Source organism: Methylocystis sp. MJC1 (assembly GCF_026427715.1).
GTDB lineage: Bacteria > Pseudomonadota > Alphaproteobacteria > Rhizobiales > Beijerinckiaceae > Methylocystis.
Map to the genome: position 1 here is coordinate 2996031 of NZ_CP107558.1, position 24644 is coordinate 3020674.

Annotated in this window: 23 protein-coding genes and 2 pseudogenes; 12 read left to right on the forward strand and 13 right to left on the reverse strand. The window is 62.9% G+C overall.

Annotation, left to right across the window (positions count from 1 at the left end):
* Nucleotides 1-8: 8 nt before the first annotated feature.
* From sseA to glnA, 3 genes are all read left to right on the forward strand, one after another.
* Nucleotides 9-869, forward strand: a complete 861-nt coding sequence (gene sseA / locus OGR47_RS14480) for a 3-mercaptopyruvate sulfurtransferase (protein ID WP_165052980.1) — start codon at nucleotides 9-11, stop codon at nucleotides 867-869.
* 188 nt (nucleotides 870-1057) lie between these two features.
* Entirely contained in the window at nucleotides 1058-1396 is a 339-nt protein-coding gene (locus OGR47_RS14485; RefSeq protein ID WP_165052984.1) for a P-II family nitrogen regulator, read from the forward strand.
* Between the two features lie 99 nt (nucleotides 1397-1495).
* Nucleotides 1496-2905 carry a type I glutamate--ammonia ligase gene (gene glnA, locus OGR47_RS14490; protein ID WP_165052987.1) on the forward strand — a complete coding sequence of 470 codons (1410 nt, stop codon included), beginning with the start codon at nucleotides 1496-1498 and terminating at the stop codon, nucleotides 2903-2905.
* Nucleotides 2906-3052: 147 nt separating this feature from the next.
* Here the strand turns inward: glnA and OGR47_RS14495 are convergent, their stop codons facing one another.
* Nucleotides 3053-4678 (reverse strand): pyridoxal-dependent decarboxylase, encoded by a 1626-nt coding sequence (locus tag OGR47_RS14495; protein WP_165052990.1) that lies wholly within the window; start codon nucleotides 4676-4678, stop codon nucleotides 3053-3055.
* A 272-nt stretch (nucleotides 4679-4950) separates the two neighbouring features.
* Here OGR47_RS14495 and OGR47_RS14500 point away from each other — a divergent pair, with 272 nt between their 5' ends.
* Nucleotides 4951-5280, forward strand: coding sequence for a polyhydroxyalkanoic acid system family protein (locus OGR47_RS14500; RefSeq protein ID WP_165052993.1), 330 nt, complete (start codon nucleotides 4951-4953; stop codon nucleotides 5278-5280).
* Nucleotides 5281-5282: 2 nt separating this feature from the next.
* Here the strand turns inward: OGR47_RS14500 and OGR47_RS14505 are convergent, their stop codons facing one another.
* The 5 genes from OGR47_RS14505 to OGR47_RS14525 all read right to left on the reverse strand — a co-directional run bounded on the left by OGR47_RS14505 (nucleotide 5283) and on the right by OGR47_RS14525 (nucleotide 9601).
* On the reverse strand, nucleotides 5283-5720 hold the full coding sequence (locus tag OGR47_RS14505; RefSeq protein ID WP_165052996.1) for a hypothetical protein: 438 nt from the start codon (nucleotides 5718-5720) through the stop codon (nucleotides 5283-5285).
* Nucleotides 5721-5891: 171 nt separating this feature from the next.
* On the reverse strand, nucleotides 5892-6494 hold the full coding sequence (locus OGR47_RS14510; protein WP_165052998.1) for a response regulator transcription factor: 603 nt from the start codon (nucleotides 6492-6494) through the stop codon (nucleotides 5892-5894).
* Between the two features lie 205 nt (nucleotides 6495-6699).
* Complete coding sequence (locus OGR47_RS14515; RefSeq protein ID WP_165053001.1) at nucleotides 6700-7611, reverse strand: prephenate/arogenate dehydrogenase family protein; 912 nt, start codon at nucleotides 7609-7611, stop codon at nucleotides 6700-6702.
* Nucleotides 7604-8716, reverse strand: coding sequence for a histidinol-phosphate transaminase (hisC, locus tag OGR47_RS14520; protein ID WP_165053004.1), 1113 nt, complete (start codon nucleotides 8714-8716; stop codon nucleotides 7604-7606). The genes OGR47_RS14515 and hisC overlap by 8 nt, the downstream gene beginning before the upstream one ends.
* Nucleotides 8717-8719: 3 nt before the next feature.
* Entirely contained in the window at nucleotides 8720-9601 is an 882-nt protein-coding gene (locus tag OGR47_RS14525; protein ID WP_165053007.1) for a chorismate mutase, read from the reverse strand.
* Nucleotides 9602-9741: 140 nt separating this feature from the next.
* Here OGR47_RS14525 and OGR47_RS14530 point away from each other — a divergent pair, with 140 nt between their 5' ends.
* Complete coding sequence (locus tag OGR47_RS14530) at nucleotides 9742-10203, forward strand: cupin domain-containing protein (protein WP_165053010.1); 462 nt, start codon at nucleotides 9742-9744, stop codon at nucleotides 10201-10203.
* A gap of 26 nt (nucleotides 10204-10229) precedes the next feature.
* On the opposite strand, the gene OGR47_RS14535 is transcribed toward OGR47_RS14530, so the two are convergent.
* The 5 genes and pseudogenes from OGR47_RS14535 to OGR47_RS14555 all read right to left on the reverse strand — a co-directional run bounded on the left by OGR47_RS14535 (nucleotide 10230) and on the right by OGR47_RS14555 (nucleotide 12932).
* Entirely contained in the window at nucleotides 10230-10550 is a 321-nt protein-coding gene (locus OGR47_RS14535) for a hypothetical protein (protein WP_165053013.1), read from the reverse strand.
* The gene (locus OGR47_RS14540) at nucleotides 10551-11399 is read right to left on the reverse strand and encodes an ATP-binding protein (RefSeq protein ID WP_165053016.1); all 849 of its coding nucleotides are present in this window, start codon (nucleotides 11397-11399) and stop codon (nucleotides 10551-10553) included.
* Nucleotides 11400-11486: 87 nt separating this feature from the next.
* Nucleotides 11487-11890, reverse strand: a pseudogene (locus OGR47_RS14545) (IS6 family transposase); the annotation flags it as partial.
* 161 nt (nucleotides 11891-12051) lie between these two features.
* Nucleotides 12052-12150: pseudogene (locus tag OGR47_RS14550) on the reverse strand (IS5/IS1182 family transposase); the annotation flags it as partial.
* A gap of 17 nt (nucleotides 12151-12167) precedes the next feature.
* Nucleotides 12168-12932: a DJ-1/PfpI family protein gene (locus OGR47_RS14555; protein WP_165053019.1), complete on the reverse strand. Its 765-nt coding sequence runs from the start codon at nucleotides 12930-12932 to the stop codon at nucleotides 12168-12170.
* Between the two features lie 139 nt (nucleotides 12933-13071).
* On the opposite strand from OGR47_RS14555, the gene OGR47_RS14560 reads away from it, so the two are divergent.
* Entirely contained in the window at nucleotides 13072-14073 is a 1002-nt protein-coding gene (locus OGR47_RS14560) for a GlxA family transcriptional regulator (RefSeq protein WP_165053023.1), read from the forward strand.
* Nucleotides 14074-14128: 55 nt separating this feature from the next.
* Here OGR47_RS14560 and OGR47_RS14565 read toward each other — a convergent pair whose 3' ends face one another.
* Nucleotides 14129-14311, reverse strand: a complete 183-nt coding sequence (locus OGR47_RS14565; protein WP_206527454.1) for a hypothetical protein — start codon at nucleotides 14309-14311, stop codon at nucleotides 14129-14131.
* Nucleotides 14312-14551: 240 nt separating this feature from the next.
* Here OGR47_RS14565 and OGR47_RS14570 point away from each other — a divergent pair, with 240 nt between their 5' ends.
* The gene (locus OGR47_RS14570; protein ID WP_165053026.1) at nucleotides 14552-17530 is read left to right on the forward strand and encodes a bifunctional [glutamine synthetase] adenylyltransferase/[glutamine synthetase]-adenylyl-L-tyrosine phosphorylase; all 2979 of its coding nucleotides are present in this window, start codon (nucleotides 14552-14554) and stop codon (nucleotides 17528-17530) included.
* A 90-nt stretch (nucleotides 17531-17620) separates the two neighbouring features.
* Nucleotides 17621-18508, forward strand: coding sequence for a peptidylprolyl isomerase (locus tag OGR47_RS14575; RefSeq protein ID WP_165053029.1), 888 nt, complete (start codon nucleotides 17621-17623; stop codon nucleotides 18506-18508).
* A 138-nt stretch (nucleotides 18509-18646) separates the two neighbouring features.
* On the opposite strand, the gene OGR47_RS14580 is transcribed toward OGR47_RS14575, so the two are convergent.
* Entirely contained in the window at nucleotides 18647-20410 is a 1764-nt protein-coding gene (locus OGR47_RS14580) for a patatin-like phospholipase family protein (RefSeq protein ID WP_165053032.1), read from the reverse strand.
* A gap of 223 nt (nucleotides 20411-20633) precedes the next feature.
* Between OGR47_RS14580 and argJ the strand changes: the two genes are divergently transcribed.
* From argJ to OGR47_RS14600, 4 genes are all read left to right on the forward strand, one after another.
* Nucleotides 20634-21881 (forward strand): bifunctional glutamate N-acetyltransferase/amino-acid acetyltransferase ArgJ, encoded by a 1248-nt coding sequence (argJ, locus tag OGR47_RS14585; protein ID WP_165053035.1) that lies wholly within the window; start codon nucleotides 20634-20636, stop codon nucleotides 21879-21881.
* Between the two features lie 328 nt (nucleotides 21882-22209).
* Complete coding sequence (locus OGR47_RS14590; protein ID WP_165053038.1) at nucleotides 22210-22728, forward strand: carboxypeptidase regulatory-like domain-containing protein; 519 nt, start codon at nucleotides 22210-22212, stop codon at nucleotides 22726-22728.
* Nucleotides 22729-22736: 8 nt separating this feature from the next.
* The gene (locus OGR47_RS14595) at nucleotides 22737-23138 is read left to right on the forward strand and encodes a (deoxy)nucleoside triphosphate pyrophosphohydrolase (protein WP_165053041.1); all 402 of its coding nucleotides are present in this window, start codon (nucleotides 22737-22739) and stop codon (nucleotides 23136-23138) included.
* Between the two features lie 44 nt (nucleotides 23139-23182).
* Nucleotides 23183-24556, forward strand: coding sequence for a DUF2252 domain-containing protein (locus OGR47_RS14600; RefSeq protein ID WP_165053044.1), 1374 nt, complete (start codon nucleotides 23183-23185; stop codon nucleotides 24554-24556).
* Nucleotides 24557-24644: the final 88 nt, after the last annotated feature.

Sequence of the window (24644 nt, forward strand, 5' to 3'; positions counted from 1 at the left end):
AACACGATATGGCGCCTGTCACCGACCCCTCGACGCTTTTCGTTTCGACGCAATGGCTCGCGGAGAATCTCACCTCGCCTGACGTCGTCGTTTTCGACGCCTCCTGGCATATGCCGGCGGCGAACCGCGACCCGCGGGCGGAGTATTTGGCCGGCCGTATTCCTGGAGCCGTCTTCTTCGACATAGAAGCGATCGCCGACCACGCGACCGACCTGCCGCATATGCTCCCTTCGCCCGAGGTCTTTGCGGCTGAGATGGGCCGATTGGGCTTCGGCGACGGCATGCGCGCCATCATCTACGACAGCGTCGGCCTCTTCTCCGCCCCCCGCCTCTGGTGGACGATGAAAGTCTTCGGAGTCGAGAAGGTCTCGATCCTTTCCGGGGGATTGCCCAGGTGGAAGGCTGAGGGCCGGCTGCTCGAGACCGGCGATTTCGCCCGCGAGCCGCGCAATTTCACGGCCAGGTTCAACCCGCAGCTCGTCGCAGACTGGGAGAAGGTGAATGCTGCGCTTTCGAGCGGCGGCGCGCAGGTCGTCGACGCGCGCTCGTCGGAGCGTTTCATGGGCCGCGCCCCCGAGCCGCGCCCGGGGCTGCGCTCCGGCCATATGCCCGGCGCTTATAATCTGCCTTTCCCCGAAGTGATCGAGAGCGGGCGCATGAAGGACAAGGCCGGTCTCGAAGCCGCCTTCGCCGCGGCGGGCCTCGATCCCGCCAAGCCGACAATCGCCAGCTGCGGATCGGGCATGACCGCCTGCATCCTCAGCCTCGCCTTCGCCGCCGCGGAGCGGCCGATTGCGACCGTCTACGACGGCTCTTGGTCGGAATGGGGCGCCCGCGCTGATCTACCGGTCGTTTCCTACTCGGATTAACGCCCATGAATTGAACAACATCAGCACAGAAATTAATCAAATAGCCTAAATATGATGCATTTTTGCGGGATCGGGCGCCGACCGATTGGCCATGGCGCGGAAATCGCTCAGATGGTAGAAGCTCGGCGGCGTCGGCAAAGGCGAAGCGCGGGTGCGGGCGGGAGCTTCAGGCGCAGCGGGGATAAGCGATGAAAAAAGTCGAGGCGATCATTAAGCCTTTCAAGCTCGATGAAGTGAAAGAGGCGCTGCAGGCTGCGGGTCTGCAAGGCATCACCGTCACCGAGGCGAAGGGTTTCGGCCGCCAGAAGGGGCACACCGAGCTTTATCGGGGAGCCGAATATGTCGTTGACTTCCTGCCGAAAGTAAAAATCGAGATCGTTCTTGCGGACGAGGCCGTCGATCGCGCCGTCGAGGCCATTCGCACGGCCGCCCAGACGGGTCGCATCGGCGATGGCAAGATTTTTGTTTCGAATATCGAAGGCGCGATCAGAATCCGCACGGGGGAAACCGGCGTGGACGCGATTTAAGCTTCGAGCCTGTCAGTGAGCTTCCTCGAAAAACTGTTTCGCCGCTCCGCTGCGCCGCAAACGCAAGCAACTAAACCCAAGGAAGAGGCAAGGATCGACATGACAACTGCCAAAGACGTAATCAAGCAGATCAAGGACAACGACGTTAAATACGTCGACTTCCGCTTCACCGATCCGCGCGGCAAGTGGCAGCACGTGACCTTCGACGTGTCGATCGTCGATGAAGAGGCGCTGAACGAAGGCATCATGTTCGACGGCTCCTCGATCGCCGGCTGGAAGGCGATCAACGAGTCGGACATGACGCTCCTGCCCGACCTCTCGACCGTCACCATGGACCCCTTCTTCGCAGCCTCGACCATGTCGATCGTCTGCGACGTCGTGGAGCCCGCGACCGGCCAGCCCTACAACCGCGACCCGCGCTCGATCGCCAAGAAGGCGATGGCGCATGTGAAGTCGATCGGCGTCGGCGACACCGCCTTCTTCGGCCCCGAGGCCGAATTCTTCGTCTTCGACGACGTCCGTTTCTCGGCCGACCCTTACAACACGGGCTTCCAGCTCGATTCGGTCGAGCTGCCGACGAACTCCGACACCGCCTATGAGGGCGGCAACCTCGGCCACCGCGTCCGCACCAAGGGCGGCTACTTCCCGGTTCCGCCGGTCGACTCGGCCCAGGACATGCGCTCCGAGATGCTCGCCGCCATGGCGGCGATGGGCGTCAAGGTCGAGAAGCACCACCACGAAGTCGCCTCCGCCCAGCACGAGCTCGGCCTGAAGTTCGAGACGCTCGTCACCGTCGCCGACCACCTGCAGATCTATAAGTATGCGATCCATCAGGTGGCGCATTCCTACGGCAAATCGGCGACCTTCATGCCGAAGCCGGTCTATGGCGACAATGGCTCGGGCATGCACGTCCACCAGTCGATCTGGAAGGAAGGCAAGCCGGTGTTCGCTGGCGACAAATACGCCGGCCTCTCCCAGGAGTGCCTGTGGTACATCGGCGGCATCATCAAGCACGCCAAGTCGCTGAACGCCTTCACCAACCCCTCGACCAATTCCTATAAGCGTCTGGTCCCGGGCTTCGAGGCGCCGGTGCTGCTCGCCTATTCCTCGCGCAACCGTTCGGCCTCCTGCCGCATCCCCTTCGGCTCCAACCCGAAGGCCAAGCGCATCGAGGTTCGCTTCCCCGATCCGACGGCGAACCCCTATCTCGCCTTCGCGGCCATGCTGATGGCGGGCCTCGACGGCATCGCCAACAAGATCGACCCGGGCGCGCCGTCGGACAAGGACCTCTACGACCTGCCGCCGGAAGAGCTGAAGGCGATCCCGACGGTTTGCGGCTCGCTGCGTGAAGCGCTCGACAGCCTCAAAGCCGACTACGCCTATCTGACGGCCGGCGGCGTGTTCAACGAGGACTTCATCAACGCCTACATCGATCTCAAGATGCAGGACGTCTATCGTTTCGAAATGACGCCCCATCCGGTCGAGTTCGACATGTACTACAGCTACTGATCAAGGAGCTGATCTCGCCGAGAGATCGGTGGAATCAGAAACTTGAAGCGAGCTTTCTGTGGGTCGCCCTCCGGGCGACCCATTTCTTTTGCGGCAGGTTCGCGCGGTGACAACGAACATCAGCGAAGGTGAAGATCGGTGAGATTGCTATCCTTTCGCGAGATCGTCCACGAGCTTATCAACCAGCGCTTTCGTGACGTGATCCATCGCATAGATATGCGCATAGGCGCGCTTCTCTCCGTCGACATTCAAATTCATCACTGCCAGGCTATAGCGTTTCACGATCGCGTCGCTCGGCGCACGGAAGCGAACGGCAAGTGATAAAGGCGTCCGCTCGACCCATAATGCGCCCTGCATCCGCTGATCCAACGCGGAGAGTTTCTCGAATGCGTAACCCGCGACGTCTTCGCAGCTGATCGCCTTGCGCATCAAGTCTTCGTGCGAGGCCTGGGCGAGACACAGCCAAAGGATAGCGGGCGCCAGCGCGCTGCGTGAGCCGGCCAGAGTCGTGTCATGTGCGCCAATGTATTCCGGGTCGTCTGGCGGGAGAAGCTGATCTTTGCGCCACATCATATAGACGCCGCAAGGCGTCGGAGCGCCGAGCCACTTGTGACCGCTCATGACAATCGAATGGACGTGAGGGAGCGCGAAATCGAAATCGGGCCCCGCGTCGCTGATCAATCCTTTTGCCTGCGCCATTTTCAAAAACGGCATGTAGGCGCCCCCGAGCGCCGCATCGACATGAATCCAGTAGCCTCTGCGAAGATCGCAATGTCCCGACTCGTATTCCACCGGCCGTTCGATGAGCCCGAACCGTTCCAGGATCGGCTCCAGCGCTTTCCCGACCGCCGCGACGTCATCATAGGCGCCCTTGAAAGTTGACCCATAATTCAGCACGACGATGATCGGGTGGCCCTTCTCCGCAAAGAAGGCGACCAAAGCCGCAAGCTTTTCGATATCGATTGCGCCGGGTCCACGGTCGCCCCCTTGAGAGGGCGCGGACAATGGCCAGCGCCCGCCATTGAATGGGCACTGCCCCGGATAACGGGACTCGCCGAGTTCGTGAAAGCTGTCGATGGCCAGCGTGTGCAGCGCCTTCACGACCGAATAATGCGTATCTTCGGAAAAAAAGGCGACCGGTCGGTAGGCATTCGGTTGCGCCTCCGGCGCGTGCGCCGCTTTGCAGGCAATCCGTCCGTCCGACTCTCTGAACAAGCGGCGTCCCGCCAGATAATCGCGCGCCGCGCACAGCCCGAAGAGATTCCCCTCGGTGCTTCCCATACTCAAGACATAGCCCCAATAAGGCGGAAGCGCGCCAGCATCGCTGGCGGATGCCTGCGGCATACGCCATAGCGCCGCGAAGTAATCCAACACCGCGCGCTCCATCGCTTTCGTGTTGAGCGCCATGTTGGAATTTTCGAAAGGATCTCCGATGTTGTTGGCGTGCATATCGAGCAAAAACGAAAGGTCGTGCGCATAGGACAGGGATTGATTGGCCTGGTAACCAAGAAAGTCCGCCTTTTGTCGCGCTAGATAGGCCTGCATCGCCTGGAGAGCGTCACGACGCTGCGCCTCGGCGAGGCGCTCGCCCTGCAACGCAAAGAGCCGGCAATCGAAGGCGCCGATTTTAGGATAAAGGTCACAGGCGCTGGATGATGGCGGCGCGCCAGGCGCCGGCGACGACGCCCCCTCTTGGAAAGCTAGAGAGGAAAGACCCATTGCAGAAGCGAGCCGAAGAATTTGCCGCCTCGAAAAGGCGCTCAACATCGTCATGTCGCCCCCTTTGATGCTTGTCAGAAAATTGATTGACCCTTCGGCATGCGCTACTGGCGCATAGCTTGCCAACGCAGCTCCGCCGTCTTGCAACGTAATTCCGCAAGCCTGGCTGTATTTAGGCGCCGGGTCGCCAAAATGAAACGTCCAAGATTCAATGCCCTTCGTTCGCCCATTGGAACAGCGAAGCGCAGCAGCAGCTTAGCCGGACAGAGGCGCGACGCTTTCCTTTAGGTACGCCAGCGCCTACATCAGCGTCCGGGAGAGACGCCATGGCGAACACCATTACGATCACCGTGCCGCACGATCTCGGAGTGGAGACCGCCAAGAAGCGTCTCGCCGAGCGGATACAAATGCTGCAGCGCGAATATGTCGATAAGGTCGCGCAATCGGAAGTTAGCTGGACCGGGGACGTCGCCACGGTTCGCGTCGCCGCGCTGGGTCAAAGCGCGACGGCCCAAATGACGGTTCTGCCTGAATTGGTTCGGATAGAGGTGCAACTGCCTTGGTTGCTCGCCAAGCTCTCCGGGGGCCTCCAGGATTTTATCTCCCGCAACGCGAACGACGTCCTGCGTATCGGGCCCGGCGGAAAGACATCTTAAAATCAGCGCAGGGCGTCGCTTCCCTCGCTCTCCGCCGGCTCGAGACGCATATTTTCAGACGGCACCAACCGCAGGCTCGGGGGCTGCATGGCGTTCGCGTTCTTGCCCACCGTGTAATGCGCGCGCGGGGCTCCACGCCAGCGCTGGAGCGCAATGGCGTCGTGATGGCGCCTTTTCGTAAGCGACATGCGCCGCTCGTTACGAGCCGCCTCTCTCATGAAGAGCGCCAAGACGATCAAAGTATCCGTTGCGCGCTCGAGCGCGCCGAGATCGAGAAAGCTGCGAAGATCGCTCAGAATCAAATCGCGAGCCGACTTCTCGCCACGATGCGCATTCATCCGATAACTTGCGAGAAGCGTCCGATGCATGGGGGTGACGGATGCTGTAAGTGTGATTTCGTTCAACGCCAATGCAACGCCGAATTTGCCGAGTTCGGTCATTTCTACTCCCCGCACGAAACGCTGGAAAAAGCCGCAGCGGACACCGAAGCTGGCCCGAAACCTAGCCGCGACAGGCGCGGCGCTCAATTTGGGGAATATACCTAATTCTCTGCGAAACAGCGTTTTCGCAAGTATTTCACATGACGGCCGAGTGACACTCGATGGCCATATTCAGCACATGTTCCCGTCCGTGAGATCGAGCCAGATGCGCACGAGCTCGGGCAAGGATCGCGCCCCAAGTTTGGTCATTGCATTCGAGCGGTGAATCTCGACGGTGCGCGGCCGAATGCCGAGCTGCGAAGCGACTTCCCGGTTCGCCCGTCCATCGAGGACTGCGCCGACCACGTCCTTTTCGCGCGCGCTGAGCGTTTGATAGCGCGCGAGCAGCTCGTTTTTGCGCCGCGTCTGCTCCATTCGCGCCCTGCTGATATCGAGCCCACGCTGGACGGCGGAAACGAGCCTTTCCTTTTCGAGCGGCTTGGCGAGGAAATCAGCGGCCCCCTGCTTCATCGCCTGCACGGCTCGCGCGACGACCGCGCTCGGCGAGACGATGATGATCGGCAGCGGCTCGAGGAACTCTCGCATTCGCCGAATTGAAGAGGATGCCGGCTCTTTGAGCTCCAGAATGACGCATCCGGGCTCGCTCGGGTCCTTATGGGCGAGAAAGGCCGACACGTCTCTGAAAACTTCGACGGAGCGACACTCCTGGCAAACAAGCGCGGCAATAGCCGCACGTTCGTCCTGCTCTTGCGCAACGACATAGATAGTCGGCATGTCGACGTCCTTGAACGTCTTAGAGCGCCACCCGCAAAAGCTGACAAGCTTCTGCGATAAGCGCGCTTCATTCTTGAAAAATGCGCGATTTCTTGCGCCTGTATGTTTCCATTCGGGCGGGAATCGCACTACTAGAATAGTGGTATTCTAGCACAATCTATGCTCCAGGCGAAGCCAAATTCGTTAAGTTGTGTTTGCAATTCAGTTATCGCCTGCCGAAATCCGGCGCGGAAGTGTCCTGTCCCTGCTCGACGATCGAACGGCGAATGGCGCGCGTGCGGCTGAAGAAGTCGAAGAGCCCTTCCCCGTCGCCGCGGCGAATCATGCGTTGAAGCGCGCTCAAATCCTCGTTGAAGCGCCCGAGCATTTCGAGAACCGCCTCGCGGTTGTTGAGAAAAATATCGCGCCACATGGTGGGATCGGATGCGGCGATGCGGGTGAAATCACGAAAGCCGGACGCCGAAAATTTGATCACTTCCGAGCGCGTCTGCTCGCCGAAATCATCCGCCGTGCCGACGATGTTATAAGCGATGAGATGCGGCAGATGGCTTGTGAGCGCCAGCACCTTGTCGTGATGCTCGGGGCTCATCGTTTCGACTTTCGCGCCGATTCGCGCCCAGAAATCGGCAAGCCTTTCAACCGCGCCCACGTCCGCGCCTTCGAGCGGCGTGAGAATGGACCAGCGATTCTGGAACAGCGTCGCAAAGCCCGCGTCAGGGCCGGAGAATTCAGTGCCCGCAAGGGGATGCGCGGGGATGAAATGAACGCCTGCGGGCAAATGGGGCGCAATCTGCGCGACGACCGCGCCTTTCACAGACCCGACGTCCGAGAGAATCGCGCCTTTTTCGAGGTAGGGCGCAATGGCTTCGGCGACGGCACCGCAGACGCCGACCGGCGTGCAGATAATGATGAGATCTGCGCCCTTCAGCGCTTGCGCCGCGTCGCCGCCGGCCTCGTCCGCAAGGCCCAATTCGCGTACGCGCGCCATGACCTGCTCGGAGGCGTCGAGCATCGCGATCTTGCGCGCGGCGCCAAAATCTCGCGCCGCCCGGGCGATCGACGAACCGATGAGGCCCGCGCCGACAATCGCCAGCCTGTCGAAGATCGGCTCAGCCATTGGCCGCCGCTTTCCTGTCGGACATGAAATCGCCGAGCGCGGCGACCACCGCTTCATTGGCCTCCTGCGAGCCGATTGTCAGGCGCAGGAACTCGCCCATGCCATAGGCGCCGATGGCGCGCAGCACGAGGCCCCGCGCGGTCAGAAACCGGTCGGCGTCCGCGGCCGTGCGGCCCGGCGTTTGCGGAAAGCGGATGGCGACGAAATTGGCGACGCTCGGCAACACCTCCAGCCCCAGACCAGAGATTTCGCGCGTCAGCCAGGGCAGCCATTTCTCGTTATGGGCGACGGCCGCCGCGACATGCGCCGTGTCCTGAACGGCGGCGACGCCCGCGACCGAGGCCGCGCTCGACACGTTGAACGGCGAACGGATGCGGTTGAGCGTGTCGATCACATGCGCCGGCCCATAGCCCCAGCCGAGCCGCACCCCCGCAAGGCCGTAGATCTTCGAGAAAGTGCGGGTCATCACGACGTTCTCGTGGGCGTCGACGAGCGCGGTCCCCGCTTCGTAATCGGCGCGCATCACATATTCTGCATAGGCCGCGTCGAGGACGAGAAGCGTGCGCGCCGGTAGGCCCTTGGCAAGCCGCTCGACCTCCGCGGCCGGGAGATAGCTGCCGGTCGGATTGTTCGGATTGGCCAGGAAGACGATCTTTGTCTTCTGGGTCACGCGCTCCAATATGGCGTCGACATTCGCCGTATAATTGGTCTCGGGCGCGACGACGGGGACGCCGCCGGCGGCGAGCGTCACGATCTTATACTCCAGGAAGCCATATTGGCTGTAGAGGCCCTCGTCGCCCGGCCCGATATAGGCGATCGCCAGCAGCTCCAGAATATTGTCCGAGCCTGCTCCCATGATGAGGCGTGCGGGATCGAGCCCGTAGCGCGCGCCGATCGCCTCGCGCAAGGCGCTCGACGAGCCTTCGGGATAGATGGCGATCTCATGCGCCATGTCTCGCAGCGCCTGCACGGCCGCGGGCGACGGGCCGAGCGGCGTTTCATTGGCCGAGAGCTTGAAGACCCGACCGGCGCCGGGCGCGCCGGCCTTGCCGGGCACATAGGCGTCGATGTCGAGGACGCCGGGGCGGGGAATGGGACGCGTCATAACTTAGCTCCTGGGCGCAAAGACGCCGCTGCGCGCTTCGCTGAGTTCGTATCGTTCGGCATGGCTGCCGATGGGCTCCACGACGGCGTCGACCACGCCGGCTCCCGCCAGTTCCTGCGCGAAGCGCGCGGCTTCGACGCGGCCTGGCGCGGCGACCATGAGCGACAAACCACCGCCAGCGTGCGGCGCGCTGGCGAGAATCTCGCCCTCGAGCGCCGAGACGACGGCGGGAATGGCGTGCGCCCAATGCGGCAGATTGATCGCGTGCAGTACGATGTCGCGCGACGCCGCATCCGCGGCGAGCCGGGCCACGATGAAGACCGGCAGGCCGGCCGGATGATCGGGGCGCTCGACGAAGGGCAGTCGCGCAATGATCTTGGGCGCGCTCTCGCCGATGAGCCGCTCCCACCAGGCGCCCTCCTCGAGAGCGCCGGCGGCGCGCAGCATGCCGAGGTCGCCGCGCGAGGCCGCAACCGCGTCGATGACCGCGCGGGCGCCATGGTGGGCCACATAGGGCACGGTGAAGCCGAAGTGGAAGCGGGCGCTGTCGCGCATCTGCGCATCGCCGCCCGAGTCGTCGGCATGCACGGAATAATTCGCCTGCACATAAGTGAAGGTCGAGACGATGACCCGCCAGATGCCCTCGACCGCGTCGAGCGGCAATAGGCCATGATGGCGCTCGACAAGCGCACGCATCATCTGCGCCTCGCGATCGGGCCGGAAGGCGCAGCCGCCGCCTTGAGCGCGCTTGGCTGCAATCAGCCGGTCGATGATCTCGCCGCGGGCCATCAGCAGCCGATGCATATCGAGATCGATGCGGTCGATCTCGCCGCGCAAATCGGCAAGCATGTCGGCGGCGGAGGTGAGCTCGGGCGTGTCGCGCATGGCGCTTCTCTTAGGCCAGCAGGCCGCGAGAGTGAAGGGGGGCGGCGGACGCCTCTCCAGTTGCGGGAGTAGAGCGACAAGGTCGCTTGCCGGGCGCCCGGGCTCCGATAGACTGGCGCGCCAGGAACAAAGGAAGCGCCATGTCCAATAAGCTTGCAGCCTGCCTCGCCCTGCTCTGCCTCTCTTTCACCGGGGCCGCCCGCGCCGATGGCGTCGATCTCAAGGGCTTCCACGCCAAGTCCCTGGCGGAGCTCTCGGACCTCGGCCATCTCGCCGAGCTCACCGGCAAATACAAGATCCGCGTGACGCAAGTGACCATGGACGAAGCCGGCTATATGCACGCCCATCACCATGTCGGGCCGGGCATACGTTGCATGGTCTCTGGAGAAATGGCCTACGCCATCGGCGGCAAAACCACCGTCTATAAAGCGGGCGACTGCTTCACCGAGACCGGCGCCCAGACCCATGAGTCGTCGAATGTCGGCAAGACGCCAGTGGTGCTGCTGAATTTCGAGCTGCTGCCCGCGAACCTCCCGGACGGCAAAGGCTCGTTGATCCCCGAGCCCAAGGAGGGCGAAGGCCATTCGCATCCGGCGCCCTGAGGCGCGCAAGCTTCAGACAATTCGCCTTATTCGGCCGGCCTGATCGTCGCCGGGTCGATCCCGTTCCAAACGCAGAGCTGGCCTTCTCGGCGCGCCTGCAAAATCGAGGCGAGGAGCGCCACGCCGCTCGCCGTCTCGATCGCTTCCCGGCGGGGCGCGACGACATCGGCAGTGGTGAAGCGAATGGCGCGCCCGTTATCGGCGGCGGCTTGATTACAGGCTTCAACCAATTCGGTCTTGGCGCGGCCCTCGATGCGCTGGCCCGCCTCCTCCTGCCTCGGCGCGAACAGCCAAAGCAGGAGCAGAGCGATCGCGAGCGCCACGATGAGGAGAGCCGTCCGTCTCATCTAAAGCGTCTTCCCCAGCCGCCCGGCAAGGTCGGTGACAAATTGCCAGGCGACGCGGCCCGAGCGCGCGCCACGCGTCATCGCCCATTCCAGCGCCTGGGCGCGTATATCGGCCTCCGGCGCCTCCAGGCCATAATGGCGGGCGTAGCCGAAGACCATGGCGAGGTAATCATCCTGGCTGCAATTGTGGAAGCCGATCCACAGCCCGAAACGGTCGGAGAGCGAGACCTTCTCCTCAACGGCCTCCTTGCCATGGATGGCGTTGGCGCTCTCATTTTCCATCATGTCGCGCGGCATGAGGTGGCGCCGGTTTGAGGTCGCGTAGAAGAGGACATTGCTAGGGCGCCCTTCGACGCCACCCTCCAACGCGCTTTTCAGCGCCTTGTAGCTCGTCTCCGGCCCGTCGAAGGAGAGATCGTCGCAGAAGACGATGAACTGGTAGGGCGCGCCGGCGAGGGCGCCAAGGAGATCGGGCAAGGCCTCGATGTCCTCGCGATGGATTTCGACGAGCTTGAGCCGCCCCTCCCCCGCCAGCGCGCCATGCACTGCCTTGACGAGCGAGGATTTGCCCATGCCGCGCGCGCCCCAGAGCAGCGCGTTATTGGCCGGCAGGCCCCGGGCGAAGCGGGCGGTGTTGGAGAAGAGGATGTCGCGCTGGAGGTTGATCCCCTCCAGGAGCCCCAGGCTCACGCGGTTGACGCGTTCGACCGGATGGAAGACCGAGCCCGCCGCGCGCCAGACGAAGGCCTCGGCGGCTGAAAAATCCGGCGCCGGCGGCGCGGGCGGCGCGAGGCGCTCGAGAGCGTCAGCGATACGGGAAAGATGCGCGGCGATATGCTTTTTCGACATGAGGCGTCCTAGCGGGCGGGGCAAACCTAAATCTCTGCACCTTCTTTACCGCAAAGTTTATCGCCTTTCGTGGAAACATACGCATCTGAATCGCCGGGCTTGTCGCAAATCCGTGGCGAGGTAGCAGCGTTTGGCGGTCAGCAAAAATCGACAGGAACACCGCGCTTGTCGATGGCGCGGTACAGATGGCGCCACTCCACGCGGATTTTTACATAGGTTTCGTCGACACGGATCGAACCGCAATGCAGACGCCGAAACTGGCGCAGGCGCTTCTCGATCTCGGGCGCATAAGCGAGAACCCAGCGGTTGATCGTGCTGTGGTCGACCTCGAAACCGCGCTCAGCGAACAAGCTCTCGACGTCGCGGCAGCTCAGGGGATAGCGGAGAAACCAGGAGACTGCCTGGATAATGAGCCAGGGCTCAAAGTGACGCCCCTTGAAGTCGTCTTTCGCTCGGCGCTTCAGCTTCTCGGCAACGGCGGTCAAGAGCATTGGCGGTCCCTCCTGTCGGAGAGCCTTTTGCCCAGCCCTGCCTCAAAACTCGGTTAACCCGCAAAATTTGCGACAGCCCCGTCCCGAGTGCATCGCGTGGCAACGACCCCTCTCGAGTCTTTGGCTCGGGTGAACGACCTCCTTATACGCCACATCTAGACTCACGACCAATAGCTGACAGCCGCTGCGATGCAGACGGCTGCGAGGAAGTTGGTCGCGCTCCGATTGTAGCGTGTCGCGATGCGCCTGCTGGAACGCAAAACAGGCGGATTCTTGGTCAACGCCGCGAAATTTTGGCGAACGCCTCCACCGCGACGTGTGAGTACTGGAAAGTTATGTCGGCCATCAGCGCCTCGGACTGCGAGACACGCAAGGGCTGCGCGCGTATAGCGTTTCCTGTGCCAAAGGGCGGATGGGGATCGTACTCGATAATCCACTCGGCAAATTCAGCGCTAGATCGCCCGAAAATGCGCTCGACTGCGAGCAGGGCGGCCTCGAAGCTGCCGACGCCAGGGCCCGCGGTGTAAAGATTGCCATCGACGACAACGCCAGCGCCCCCCTGCACCACCTCTGCCGCCCCGAGATGGGATAGAATCGGCAACGCATTATGGCTGGAGGTCACTCGCCTGTTCCTGAGAAGACCTGCGGCGCCCAGCATAAGAACGCCATAGCAAATGCCGATGACGCAGCGAGCCCTGCGTCCCTGCGCAGCGACGAATTCAACCGCCTCGGCATCGTTCAGGATTTCCGGAGGCAGCATCGGGACAGCGATGACGTCAAGATCTGGGCAATCTGCGAAGGTCGTCGTCGGCTTCGTCCACCAGGACGGGAAACCTTCGACGAGGTCCAGAGATTTCCAGACCAGATGAATTTCAGTGCCCGGCATTAGCCCGAAAACTGTCTGGATGCCGACCATGTCCATGGGAACGAAGCCGGGCCCGATGACGATGCCGACATGGAGTGGCGCCACTCCCTCCGGCGATATCATGGCGCGGAATTTCTCGATCGAAGGCACACTGAATTTCTCGTCTAAAATGGGCATGCGCGTTACTCCCTGACCGTGATTATCGGTGACACCATAACCAACGCAGATGATGTCAGAAATGACATATAAACCTCAAAATCAGTCATTGACGGCGCCAGCAAAATGGAAGCAGTCTATGGCTCAAGGTTGATCAACGATGGCTCACAATGTCGAACGATCCATAGCGATCGTTGTTTACCCCGGCTTCGAATTGCTCGATCTCAGCGGCCCGCTGTGCGCCTTCAATGTCGCCGCGTGCATGCATGAGACGCCGTACGCGCTCACCGTCATCTCGGCGCGAGGTGGTTCGGTCGTCAGCTGTTCCGGGGTGTCGGTAGGTTCATCCAAGGCGATACGCGACCGCAGCATCGACACACTCCTGGTGGTCGGCGGTCCCGAAGGTGCGGTTCTTGAGTGCGATCGCGGAACGGTCGCGCTGCTCGAGGACCTAGCGCCAAGAACGCGGCGGGTTGCGAGCGTCTGCACAGGCGCATTCCTACTGGCGGCAGCGGGGCTGCTTGATGGTCGCAAGGCAACGACACATTGGCGATATGCCACTGCGCTTCAAAGGCGCTTTCCAAAACTTCGCGTCGACGCGGACCGGATCTTCATCAAGGATGGCAACGTCTGGACCGCGGCGGGGATCACATCCGGCATAGATTTGGCGCTTGCGCTAATCGAGGAGGATTTTGGCGCTGGGCTGTCCAAAGCCGTCGCGAAAGACTTGGTGGTCTATCACCGCAGGCCGGGAGCCCAGTCCCAGTTCTCTACCATTCTCGAGCTCGAGCCCGCGTCGGGCCGGATCAAGGACGCGCTTTCCTTCGCGCGTGAACATTTGCACGAGCCGCTCACGGTCGAAAGGCTCGCTGGAACGGTGTGCATCGGCGTGCGTCAGTTTGCTCGAGCGTTTGTTAACGAGACAGGAGAAACGCCTGCAAAGGCCATCGAGCGCCTGCGCGCCGAGGCCGCAATCCCACTGATTGAAAAGGGGACCGAACCGATCGAATCAGTCGCCCGAAGCGTCGGCTTTGGCGACGTGGAGAGAATGCGCAGGGCATTCGTGAGGATCTACGGCCAGTCACCGCAAGCGCTACGACGCGTCAGTCGGCTGAACTCGCGATCTGGGTCCCCGGCAATGGGTGACGCGGATCGAGCATGAAGCTGGCGCCGTGCGTAATAACGAACTCTGCCGAACCTTGCGATGGCGATGTGTATCAGGACTCGCCGCACGACGAACCGTCGTAAATCGGCCCGTCCCATCCGTCGAGGTACTTTAGCAGTTCGTCATCTATGTCGATAATCCGATGTCGATAGAACAGATGCATCGTCGCCTGCATTTCTTCGGGCAGTTCGCCGCCTGCGGCTCGGGCGACGAAGCTGTTGAGAAGGACTCGCATGCCGAGCCGGTTCGTGCCAAACACTGTTTCGCCACAACGGGCGCAAAACGCACGCGACAGTCGCTTTGCAATCGAGATCGCTCAGGAGGCGCGCCCTCATCCGCCCCTCGCTGACGCGAGGGCCACCTTCTCCCGCATGCGGGAGAAGGGGAGAACCCCTGGACCCCGCTTTCGCGTGTTAAGAGGAGGTACCGGCGCGGCGGGCGATCGCCGCGTTGATCGAAACATTAGAGGACAGCCTTGACGCTCGACGCCGACGCCCTGCTCTCCCGCGCCAAAATCATCATCTCGGGCGCCGAGCCCGAAAAAGCGCAAAAGGCGCTCGACCGCGTCCTCGAGAAGGACAAGGGCGCACTCGCGTCCTTCCTCGCTGCGCAGCCAAAGGCGCGCGACCTGCTCCTCGGCGTCTTGGGCTCCTCCTCCTATCTCACCGATCTCGCGGCGCGCGATCCGGCGCGTCTGGCGGCGGCGCTCGCGGCCGATCCACAGACACGCATCGGCGCGTTGATCGACGACACCAAGGCGCTGGAAACCGACGACGAAGCCGAGATCATGCGCCGGCTGCGGCTCATCAAGCAGGAGGCGGCGCTCGTCATCGCGCTCGCCGATCTCTCCAAGGCGTGGGACACGCTGCAGGCAACGGAGGCGCTCACCCGCATTGCCGACGCCATGCTTTCCGCCGCCATTCGTTTCACGCTGCGCCAAGCCCAGCGCGCAGGCAAGCTGGAGCTCGCGGACCAGCGCGACCCCGAACGCGCCTCGGGGTGGATTTTCCTCGGCATGGGCAAGGGCGGCGCCTATGAGCTGAACTACTCCTCGGACATCGACCTCATCGTCTTTTTCGACCGTTCCCGCGCCCGCCTCACCGACCCTTCCGAAGACGTCGATCTCTTCGTGAAGCTCACCAAGCGCATCGTGAAGATCATGAGCGAGCGCACGAGCGACGGCTATGTCTTCCGCACCGATCTGCGCTTGCGCCCGGACCCCGGCGCCACGCCCATCGCCATTCCGCTGGAGGCCGCGCTCTCTTACTACGAAAGCATGGGCCAGAATTGGGAGCGCGCGGCCTATATCAAGGCGCGGCCTGTCGCCGGAGACATTTACGCGGGCGAACAATTTTTGCAGGAGCTGTCGCCCTTCGTCTGGCGCAAATATTTCGACTTCGCCGCGATCGCCGACGTGCATTCGATCAAGCGGCAGATTCACGCGCACAAGGGCCACGGCAAGATCGCCGTCATCGGCCACAATATCAAATTGGGGCGCGGCGGCATTCGCGAGATCGAGTTCTTCACGCAGACCCAGCAGCTCATCACCGGCGGACGCGACAAGAGATTGCGCGGCCGCGCGACGCTGCCCATGCTCGACCAGCTCGTCGAGAGCGGATGGGTCGAGGCGCAGGCGCGCGACGATTTGCGTGAAGCCTACCTGTTCCTGCGCGATGTCGAGCATCGCATTCAGATGGTCGCCGACGAGCAGAAACATACGCTGCCCGACACGAGAGACGGAGTGGAAAATATTGCCCGCATGATGGGCTTTGCCGGCTATGACGACTTTGCCGAGGCGCTCATGAAGCGGCTCGACATCGTGCAGGGGCATTATGCGCGGCTTTTCGAGACGGCGCCCGAGCTTTCTTCGGCAGGCGGCAATCTCGTCTTCACCGGCGACGAGGACGATCCCGAGACGATCGAGACGCTCGCGGGCATGGGCTACAAAGACCCCAAAATGGTGACCGCCACTATTCGCGGCTGGCACTTCGGCCGCTACGCCGCGACGCGCTCGACCGTCGCCCGCGAACGCCTCACTGAGCTCACGCCGAAATTGCTCGAAGCCCTCGCCGCGACCGACAACGCCGACCAAGCCTTTCTCGCTTTCGACAAGCTCATCCAGAAGCTTCCCGCCGGCGTGCAGCTCTTCTCCCTGCTCGTCTCACAGCCGCGCCTGCTCACGCTGCTCGCCGCCATCACCGGCGCGGCGCCGAAGCTCTCCGCCACCATTTCGAAACGCCCGCGCGTGCTCGACGCGCTGATGGAGCCGGCGTTCTTCCACACTTTGCCGAGCGACGCCGATCTGCGCGAGCGCCTTGCGGCGCAATTCGCCGAGGCGCGCTCTTATGAAGACGCGCTCGACCGCGCCCGCATCTTCGGCCAGGAGCAGAAGTTTCTGATCGGCGTGCGCGTGCTGACGGGCTCGATCTCGGTCGCGGACGTCGGCGCCGCCTATACGCGCCTTGCCGAGACGCTGATTGCTTGCCTCTTCGAGGAGATCTGCAAGGAATTCGAAAAAGCGCATGGCCGCATAGAGAAGGGCGCGGCGGCGGTCGTCGCCATGGGCAAGCTCGGGGGCCGCGAGATGACGGCCGCTTCCGATCTCGACCTCATGCTGCTCTACGACGCCGATCCGCACGCAGAGTCGGTCGGGGGCGAGCGTTCGCTCTCGACGGCGCAATATTACGCCCGCCTCACCCAGCGTCTGATCACCGCGATTTCGGCGCCGACGGCCGAAGGCACGCTCTACGAAACGGATTTTCGCCTCCGCCCCTCCGGCAATATGGGGCCGATCGCGGTGAGCCTTAAATCCTTCGAGGCTTACCAGGCGGAAGAGGCTTGGACATGGGAGCATATGGCGCTGACGCGCGCCCGCGTCGTCGCCGGGCCGGCGGAATTCGCCGCCCGCGTCGAGGCGGCGATCCGCGCCGCGCTGGTCCGGCCGCGCGATCCGCATAAGCTGAAGATCGACGTCCTCGCCATGCGCAAGCGGATCGAGCAAGCAAAGGGTTCGAACAACCCCTGGGAGGTGAAGCAGGCTCCGGGCGGGCTCATCGACATCGAATTCATCGCCCAATATCTGATGCTCCTGCATGGCGCGGCGCATCCAGAGGTTTTCTCGACGACGACGCCTGTGGCGCTGCGCATGCTGCGCGACGCCAGCCTCCTCGACGCCGGCGCAGCGGAGACGCTTCACGCCGCCTCGAGCCTTTACCAAGGGCTCACGCAAGTCCTGCGCCTTGCCGTCGACGGTCCTTTCCGGCCGACCGACGCGCCCCGCGGGCTGACCGAGCTTCTCCTGCGGGTTGGCGACTCGCCAGATCTCTCCCATCTGGAGGCGCTGCTTGCTGATTCTCAGAAGCGGACTCGGGAAATTTTCACCTTTGTCATCGGACCGTTTTCTGGGCCGATTACCGGCTCTGGGGAGTTGTCAGAGGCGCCGCCTCCGGCATAGATACGCCCCATTCGTCACGCAGGAACCTTCCGCGCCGACCGTGGCGGCGGCTTTTCTGGGGCTCTTCTGCCTCGATTTCTGGAGCATATCATGTCAAATGCCCGCTATAACGCGCGTTCCCTGGCCCGCGCCGCCTTCGGGACGCTCGGCGTCGTCGCCCTGATGGCCGCCGCCGCGCCCGCGCAGGCCAAGGTGCTGGCCAAGGTGAATGGCGTCGAGATCACCGACGACGACCTGAAGATCGCCATGGAAGATCTCGGCCCGGGCATTCCGCGTCAGCTCGAAGGCAAGGCGCGCGACAGCTATATCATCGACTTCCTCATCGACGAGCAGCTCGTCGTGCAGAAGGCGCAGGCCGACAAGCTCGCCGAAACCCCGGATTTCGCCAAGAAGATGGCCTATCTGCGCGACAAGGCGCTGATGGAGACCTTGCTCGGCAATGTCGCCAAGAACGCCGCGACGGACGCCGCCATCAAGGCGACCTATGACGAGGCGGCGAAGGCCCAGAAGCCCGAGACCGAATACCACGCCCATCACATCCTCGTGCCCACCGAGGAAGAGGCCAAGAAGGCGCTCGCGCGCGTGAAGGGCGGCGAGGATTTCTCCAAGGTCGCCGGCGAAGTCTCGAAGGACCCCGGCTCCAAGGGCGGCGATCTCGGCTGGTTCACCAAGGACCGCATGGTTCCGGAATTCGGCGAGGCGGCGTCGAAGATGAAGCCGGGCGAGATCTCCGAGCCGGTGAAGACCCAGTTCGGCTGGCATATCATCAAGCTCGACGAGTCCCGCCCGAAGACCTTCCCGCCGATGGAGCAGGTCAAGGAGCAGGTCGCCCGCTATGTCGTGCAGAAGGCGCAAAGCGAGCTGGTAATGAAGCTGCGCGAGGGCGCCAAGATCGAGCGCACCGACCAGCCGGCCGACGCCGCCAAGGGTGGCGCGGCTCCGGCGGCGGCGGCGAAGCCGGAAGAGAAGAAGAAGTAAGACGAAATCCGCTTGGTTGGCTCGTTGTCATTCCCGACGCTCGCAAAGCGAGCGATCGGGAAGCGACCATTGCTGTTTTGACTCTGGATTCCCGGTCGAGCTTTCTGCCCGCCGGGAATGACAGCAGATTCTCCCACTTCAGAATTTCGTTTCGAAAAACGCGTTTCTGACGCTGTCGATCGCGCCGCCGTCGCCGAAAATGGCGTCATTGGCTTTCGCGACCACCATATCCTTTCCAAAATGTCGGGCGCCGAGACGCTTGAAATAGCCGAGCGGTCCCGAGGTGAAGGCTTTGAGGTCGTTCTCCACCAAAGCGGTGACGACCGTAACGGCGCGCTTCTCGATCGCGGTCTGCAGATCGCCTCTGACCACCGGATCGTCAAAGGCTTGAGGATGCGGCAGGTCGCTCTCGCCAATGGCGATTTCCTTCATCATATCGGGCGTGACCCCCGGTATCTCGGGGGTGAGCGGGATGATCGGCAAGCCCGGCTCCTTGCCGCGTTCGGTGTCGTGCATATGCAATTCGCCGCTATCTATGTCGCGCACGAGCCATTTTTCGCGCAAAGCCTCGGGGAATCCGTCAAACAGCGGATTGCTGACGGGGAGCGAGAAATTGGCGCGGAAGAACGCCTGCGCATTGCGCCGCCCGAGCAAATAATCGTGGTGACGGAAGGATTGGTGCAGGAAGCCGCCGAAACCGCCGAGAACGCCGCAGGCGATCGGATAACGCTTGGAATCCGGATGCGCATTGGGCGCCCGCTCCGGCTCGATCATGTAGCGCGAGTAGACGCGCTCGTCCTGCGCCAGCGCCAGCTCGTCCGGCTTGAAGCGCGCTTGATCGATGAGCGTCGAGAATAATCTGGGCAGGACGTCGAGGAGCCTCTCGCCCCGGCCCTCGAGGGTCGTCTTCTGCAGGTTGGGAAAGGGCGAAATCAGGATGATCGATCGGCTCGCCCTGTCTCCGCTGCGCTCGTTGCTCCCGCCTGTCCCCGCAAGGTAACGTCGTACGAGCTCGAGCGGTTCGTTGTCGATCGTCCCGCCGTCGACCGCGACGAATGAATAGGGCTGGACCGATTTCACCCAGTCGTCCGGATAGACAGGCGTGAACCCGCCATTGGTTTCGAAGCCGACCCGCTCGCTATGCCAGTAATCCTGCTCGTTCCTTTGGATGAACCGCGGCGCGAGGCCGACGGGAAAGGCGCCTGTCGCCTTCGCGGCCGTGCGGAAAAGCTCCCAACCGTCGGTCTGCGTGCTCTCGATGTCCAGCGCCAGCGCGCCATCGGCCTGCGCTGGTTCGACGCCGATGTTGAAATCGAGGTAATCGCCGTGATTGAGCATGCCGTATCGGCGCGGATCGTCCGAGCCGAAAAGCTGGAAGGAATAGGGCACGCCGCGCAGATTGGTGAGCGTGAGAAAGACGCGCAGATCGCGTGAGGCGCCGCGTCCCACCCAGTTCGGCTGCCGCATTTTGCCCGAGAGTTTGAAGGCGTTGGCGACGATCTCGTCGATGACGTCGCAGCATAAAGCCGATTTCACGCCCTGCGCCGCCTTGGCGCCGTCGAGATCGGTGGTCTCGAGAAGCCGGATGATATCGATGTCGTGAACCCAGCTCGAATAGAGCCGGTTGGCGGACGGAGACGGCAGCGGCTTGCCGGGCCACACATGCTCGGGCTGGCGAAAGGCGTGGAGCGCGGAAATCGCCGCGGTCATGCCGCCCGCCGAGGCGCCGGCCATGATCGGGATACGCACGTCATGGGTGGGGCCGTCCCAGGCGGGATGCGCCTTGGCGCTCTCATAGGCGTCGAGCGCCTCGATGAGAAAGTCCATGACGCCGGCCGAATAGGCGCCCGCCGAGATGGCGCCGGATAATACCACTCCGATTTCGTAGAAAGGCTTTGACACATTATCCTCCTTAAAAAGTGCTTTGCGGCGAAGGGCCAGAAAAGCAGGCCGCCGTGACGACAATATAAACTTTTTCACGCAGCAGCGAATGCCTGCGCAAAATGCTCACGCCGCGCGCGTCACGGCTTGACGGCGGAGCTCCATGCCGCCAAACCCCATGTGCCAACACATTCTCGCGCCGCCCTCCCCGAGCGGCCGCATTGATAAACGCAGGGTTTTCACCATGGCCCACGACGCTCCCCTCTCCCCGCTCGCGCCCGCAACCATTCCCGAGATCGCGCCGCTCGACGGGGTGCGCTTTGCCGCCGGCGCGGCGAACATTCGCTACGCCGGCCGCACCGACGTGATGCTCGCCATCATGGACGAGGGCGCCGCCGTCGCAGGCGTCTTCACCAAATCGAAGTGCCCGTCGGGGCCAGTCGACTGGTGCCGCGCGAAATTGAAGGGCGGCAAGGCGAAGGCGCTGCTCGTCAATTCCGGCAACGCCAACGCCTTCACCGGCAAGGTCGGCGCCGAAGCGGTGAAGCTCTCCGCCAAGATCGCCGCCGCCGCGACGGGCGCGAGCGACCGGCAGATTTTCATCGCCTCCACGGGCGTGATCGGCGAGCCGCTCGACGCGACGAAATTCGAGGGCGTGCTGGAGAAGCTCGCGGCCGAGGCGCGGCCCGACGCCTGGCAAGAGGCGGCGCGCGCCATCATGACCACCGACACCTTCCCCAAGCTCGCAACGCGCACCGCGATCATCGGCGGCGTGGAAGTGACGATCAGCGGCATGGCCAAAGGCGCCGGCATGATCGCCCCGGACATGGCGACCATGCTCTCCTTCGTCTTCACCGACGCGCCCATCGCCGCCGAGGCGTTGCAGACGATGCTTGCCAAATCCGTGCAGGGCTCGTTCAACGCGATCACGGTCGACAGCGACACCTCGACGTCGGACACGCTGCTGCTGTTCGCCACCGGCGCAGCGAAGAAACGCGGCGCGCCGAAGATCGAAAAGGCCAACGACCGGCGTCTCGTCGAATTCAAGAAGGCGCTCGACGCCGTGCTGCTCGACCTCGCCCATCAGGTGGTGAAGGATGGCGAGGGCGCGCGCAAATTCGTGGAAGTGACGGTGACCGGCGCCGAAAGCGCGAAGGCCGCGAAGCGGGTTGCGCTTTCCATCGCCAATTCACCGCTGGTGAAGACGGCGATCGCGGGCGAAGACGCCAATTGGGGCCGCATCGTGATGGCGGTCGGCAAGGCTGGCGAATATGCCGAGCGTGACAAGCTCGCCATCTGGTTCGGCGGCGTGCGCGTCGCCTTCAAGGGCCTGCGCGACCCGGATTACAATGAGCAGGAAGTCTCGGAGATCATGAAGCGGCAGGAGATCGTCATCAATGTCGACCTCGGCCTCGGCGACGGCGCTGCGACCGTGTGGACGTGTGATCTGACGAAGGAATATGTCGCGATCAACGGAGATTATCGGAGCTGAGTGTCCTGCGCGAAGCGTGCTCGGGAACCCGGAAGGCTCGCAAAGAGTGTCGTCGTTGCTCTGGATTCCCGGTCAGGCCTTCGGCCTGCCGGGAATGACGGAGGCGAGCTGGCCATGCAAAACGCTCCCACCGTCATTGCGAGGAGCGTAAGCAACGAAGCAATCCAGCGGCGTCGCTGCGGCTCTGGATTGCTTCCGCTCCGCTCGCAATGACGGCGCTCGCTGCGTCAATGTAATGCGTGAGGAGCGCATCGCCGCCCCCTTGCTTTCCTCCCGCCAAGCTGAAACTCTGCATCGGTTACAGTAGATCGTTTCCGAGGCGTTGCGCATGTTTTTCCCGCGTCTGTTATTGCTTTTCCTTCCTCTCCCCCTCCTCGCCTGCAATTCGACGTCCTCCCCCCCGCCGCAGGCGCGCTTCGAGGCCGCCGAGGCCGCCTTTCTCGACAAGCCCGGCAAGACCACGATTCAAGGCCAGGCTTTCCTGCCGGATAAGACCGGCGCACATGTTCACTACGCGATGGGCGAAGTCGTGCGGCTTATCCCAGTGACAAGCTACGCTCAGGCGCGGCTCGACTATTATTTCCACGGCGCCAAATTCGCGCCCGCGTCGTCGATCCCGAAAAATGACCCTGATCCGGATTATCTCGCCCACACGCGCACGACCAAGGCCGGGTCGACCGGGCGCTTCGCTTTCGAAAACGTGCCGCCGGGCCGCTACTATCTCTCCACGCAGGTGATCTGGAGGCCGGAGCAGTCCTTTGTGACGGAAGGCGGCCTGATATATGAGGAAGCGACAGTGACCGGCGCCGAGACCAAGCCGGTCGAGGTCGTCGTCTCCGGTAAATAGGGCTTGGCATGAAACTCCTCCTCGTCGTCGCCTGCGCGCTTGTCGACGCCGACAATCGCGTGCTCATCGCGCAGCGTCCCGAGGGCAAACAGCTTGCGGGATTGTGGGAGTTTCCCGGCGGCAAGATCGATCCCGGCGAGCGGCCCGAGGAGGCGCTGATCCGCGAGCTTGCGGAGGAGCTCGGCATCGCCGTGAAAGCCCCCTGCCTCGCGCCGCTCACTTTCGCGAGCCACGCCTATGAGGAATTTCATCTTCTCATGCCGCTCTATGTCTGCCGTAAATGGGAAGGCTTCGTGACGCCTGCGGAGGGGCAAGCGGTGAAATGGGCGCGCGCGCGGGATTTGCGCAATTACGCCATGCCGCCCGCCGACGCGCCGCTCATCGCGCCGCTGATCGATCTCCTCGGCTAGAACGCCGACTTGGTATCGCCATGCGGGCGGGCTAACATCCGCTCATGACGGAAATCGATTGGCAAGACCTCGGACATCGCGACGCAGCCGGCCTTGACCGGCGCGACTGCTACAAGCTTGGAAAACGCTTGCGCGAAGCGGTCCCGCGCGAGGCCCTGGCGGAATTCGCGCCCCCTGAAATTCGCGATCCAATCGCGATCATCGCCGAGACGGAACGCCCACGTCTGCAATCCCTGCTGCCCATGCGGCGCGAGGCGATGACGGAATTGGCCTTCGCGTTCCTGCGCGGCGCGGCCGATGTCATGGCCTTCGATCTCGCAAGCCAGCTCACGCCCGGCGTGACCGCGCAGGCTTGCGGCGATTGCCATTTGATGAACTTCGGCGCTTTCTCGTCGCCGGAAGGTAATGTCCTCTTCGACGTCAATGACTTCGACGAGACTCTGCCGCATGTCGACATCATCTTCGACCTGCGCCGCTTGGCGACGAGCGTCGCAGTCGCGGCGCTCGACATGAATTTCTCCAAGAGCGAAGCGCGCCAATTTGCGCGCCGCACGGTCAAGACCTATCGCATTCGCATGCTGGAGCTCGCGGCCATGTCGCCGATCGAGGTCTGGAACGTGCGCGTTCATTTGCGCGACATTGTCAAAGCCCTGCGCGACCGCGTGCTGCACGACAAGCTCAGCGCGGCGATCTATGAGGGAAAAGGCGCGCAGGACCGCATCGACGGCCTGCCGAAAATCGAAAAGGTCGGCGACGGCTGGCGCTTCGTCGAAAAGCCGCCGAAGCTTCAACATCTCGAGTCGATGCGCGACCCCGGCGCGGATGTGGATTTGCCGAAGCTCTTCGAGCGTCTTGTCCAAGATGGTCTACAGGCGCCCTTCGCCACGCTTTTCGAGCGCTATCGGCTGTGCGACACGGCCTTCAAGGCCGTGGGGGTCGGCAGCGTCGGCACTTTCTGCGCGATCGGCCTCTATATGTCGGAGGACGAACAGCCCCTCGCTTTACAGATCAAGGAAGCGCGGCCTTCCGTGCTGGAGCGTTTCGGCCAGGGAGGCTGGAAAGAGTCGCAAGGAAAGCGCGTGACCACGGGACAGCGGGTCATGCAGGCGGCCTCGGATATTTTCCTCGCCCATGCGGAGGAGCCGGAAACCGGCCGGCGCTTCTATATGCGCCATCTCAAGACGCGCCGTCTCGGCTCGATCTCTGAACTGCTGAAGGACGAAGCCTTCCCGCGTTACGCGGAGCTCTGCGGCAGCACGTTGGCGCGCGCCCATGCGCGCTCGTCACGCCCCGCCGTGCTCGCGGGCTATATGGGCAAGGGAGAGGCCTTTGAGGACGCGCTGGCCTCTTTCGCCATGCTCTACGCGAAGCAGACGAAAGACGATTTTGACGCTTATTGCGCCGCGCAGTCCACGTAATCGACTTCCCCTGACAACCACCCGCCGTCATTTGCGAGGAGCAAAGCGACGAAGTAATCCAGGGCCGCCGTAGCTGCCCTGGATTGCT

Bases quoted from the DNA above. Each gene is read 5' to 3' on its own strand.
- OGR47_RS14590 (WP_165053038.1), top strand. From the start codon at position 22,210: ATGTTTTTCCCGCGTCTGTTATTGCTTTTCCTTCCTCTCCCCCTCCTC.
- OGR47_RS14530 (WP_165053010.1), top strand. From the start codon at position 9,742: ATGTCCAATAAGCTTGCAGCCTGCCTCGCCCTGCTCTGCCTCTCTTTC.
- OGR47_RS14515 (WP_165053001.1), bottom strand. From the start codon at position 7,611: ATGGCTGAGCCGATCTTCGACAGGCTGGCGATTGTCGGCGCGGGCCTC.
- OGR47_RS14575 (WP_165053029.1), top strand. From the start codon at position 17,621: ATGTCAAATGCCCGCTATAACGCGCGTTCCCTGGCCCGCGCCGCCTTC.
- OGR47_RS14525 (WP_165053007.1), bottom strand. From the start codon at position 9,601: ATGCGCGACACGCCCGAGCTCACCTCCGCCGCCGACATGCTTGCCGAT.
- OGR47_RS14595 (WP_165053041.1), top strand. From the start codon at position 22,737: ATGAAACTCCTCCTCGTCGTCGCCTGCGCGCTTGTCGACGCCGACAAT.
- glnA (WP_165052987.1), top strand. From the start codon at position 1,496: ATGACAACTGCCAAAGACGTAATCAAGCAGATCAAGGACAACGACGTT.
- OGR47_RS14495 (WP_165052990.1), bottom strand. From the start codon at position 4,678: ATGACGATGTTGAGCGCCTTTTCGAGGCGGCAAATTCTTCGGCTCGCT.
- OGR47_RS14485 (WP_165052984.1), top strand. From the start codon at position 1,058: ATGAAAAAAGTCGAGGCGATCATTAAGCCTTTCAAGCTCGATGAAGTG.
- OGR47_RS14555 (WP_165053019.1), bottom strand. From the start codon at position 12,932: ATGCCCATTTTAGACGAGAAATTCAGTGTGCCTTCGATCGAGAAATTC.
- OGR47_RS14535 (WP_165053013.1), bottom strand. From the start codon at position 10,550: ATGAGACGGACGGCTCTCCTCATCGTGGCGCTCGCGATCGCTCTGCTC.
- hisC (WP_165053004.1), bottom strand. From the start codon at position 8,716: ATGACGCGTCCCATTCCCCGCCCCGGCGTCCTCGACATCGACGCCTAT.
- OGR47_RS14600 (WP_165053044.1), top strand. From the start codon at position 23,183: ATGACGGAAATCGATTGGCAAGACCTCGGACATCGCGACGCAGCCGGC.
- sseA (WP_165052980.1), top strand. From the start codon at position 9: ATGGCGCCTGTCACCGACCCCTCGACGCTTTTCGTTTCGACGCAATGG.
- OGR47_RS14560 (WP_165053023.1), top strand. From the start codon at position 13,072: ATGGCTCACAATGTCGAACGATCCATAGCGATCGTTGTTTACCCCGGC.
- argJ (WP_165053035.1), top strand. From the start codon at position 20,634: ATGGCCCACGACGCTCCCCTCTCCCCGCTCGCGCCCGCAACCATTCCC.
- OGR47_RS14510 (WP_165052998.1), bottom strand. From the start codon at position 6,494: ATGCCGACTATCTATGTCGTTGCGCAAGAGCAGGACGAACGTGCGGCT.
- OGR47_RS14500 (WP_165052993.1), top strand. From the start codon at position 4,951: ATGGCGAACACCATTACGATCACCGTGCCGCACGATCTCGGAGTGGAG.
- OGR47_RS14565 (WP_206527454.1), bottom strand. From the start codon at position 14,311: ATGCGAGTCCTTCTCAACAGCTTCGTCGCCCGAGCCGCAGGCGGCGAA.
- OGR47_RS14505 (WP_165052996.1), bottom strand. From the start codon at position 5,720: ATGACCGAACTCGGCAAATTCGGCGTTGCATTGGCGTTGAACGAAATC.
- OGR47_RS14540 (WP_165053016.1), bottom strand. From the start codon at position 11,399: ATGTCGAAAAAGCATATCGCCGCGCATCTTTCCCGTATCGCTGACGCT.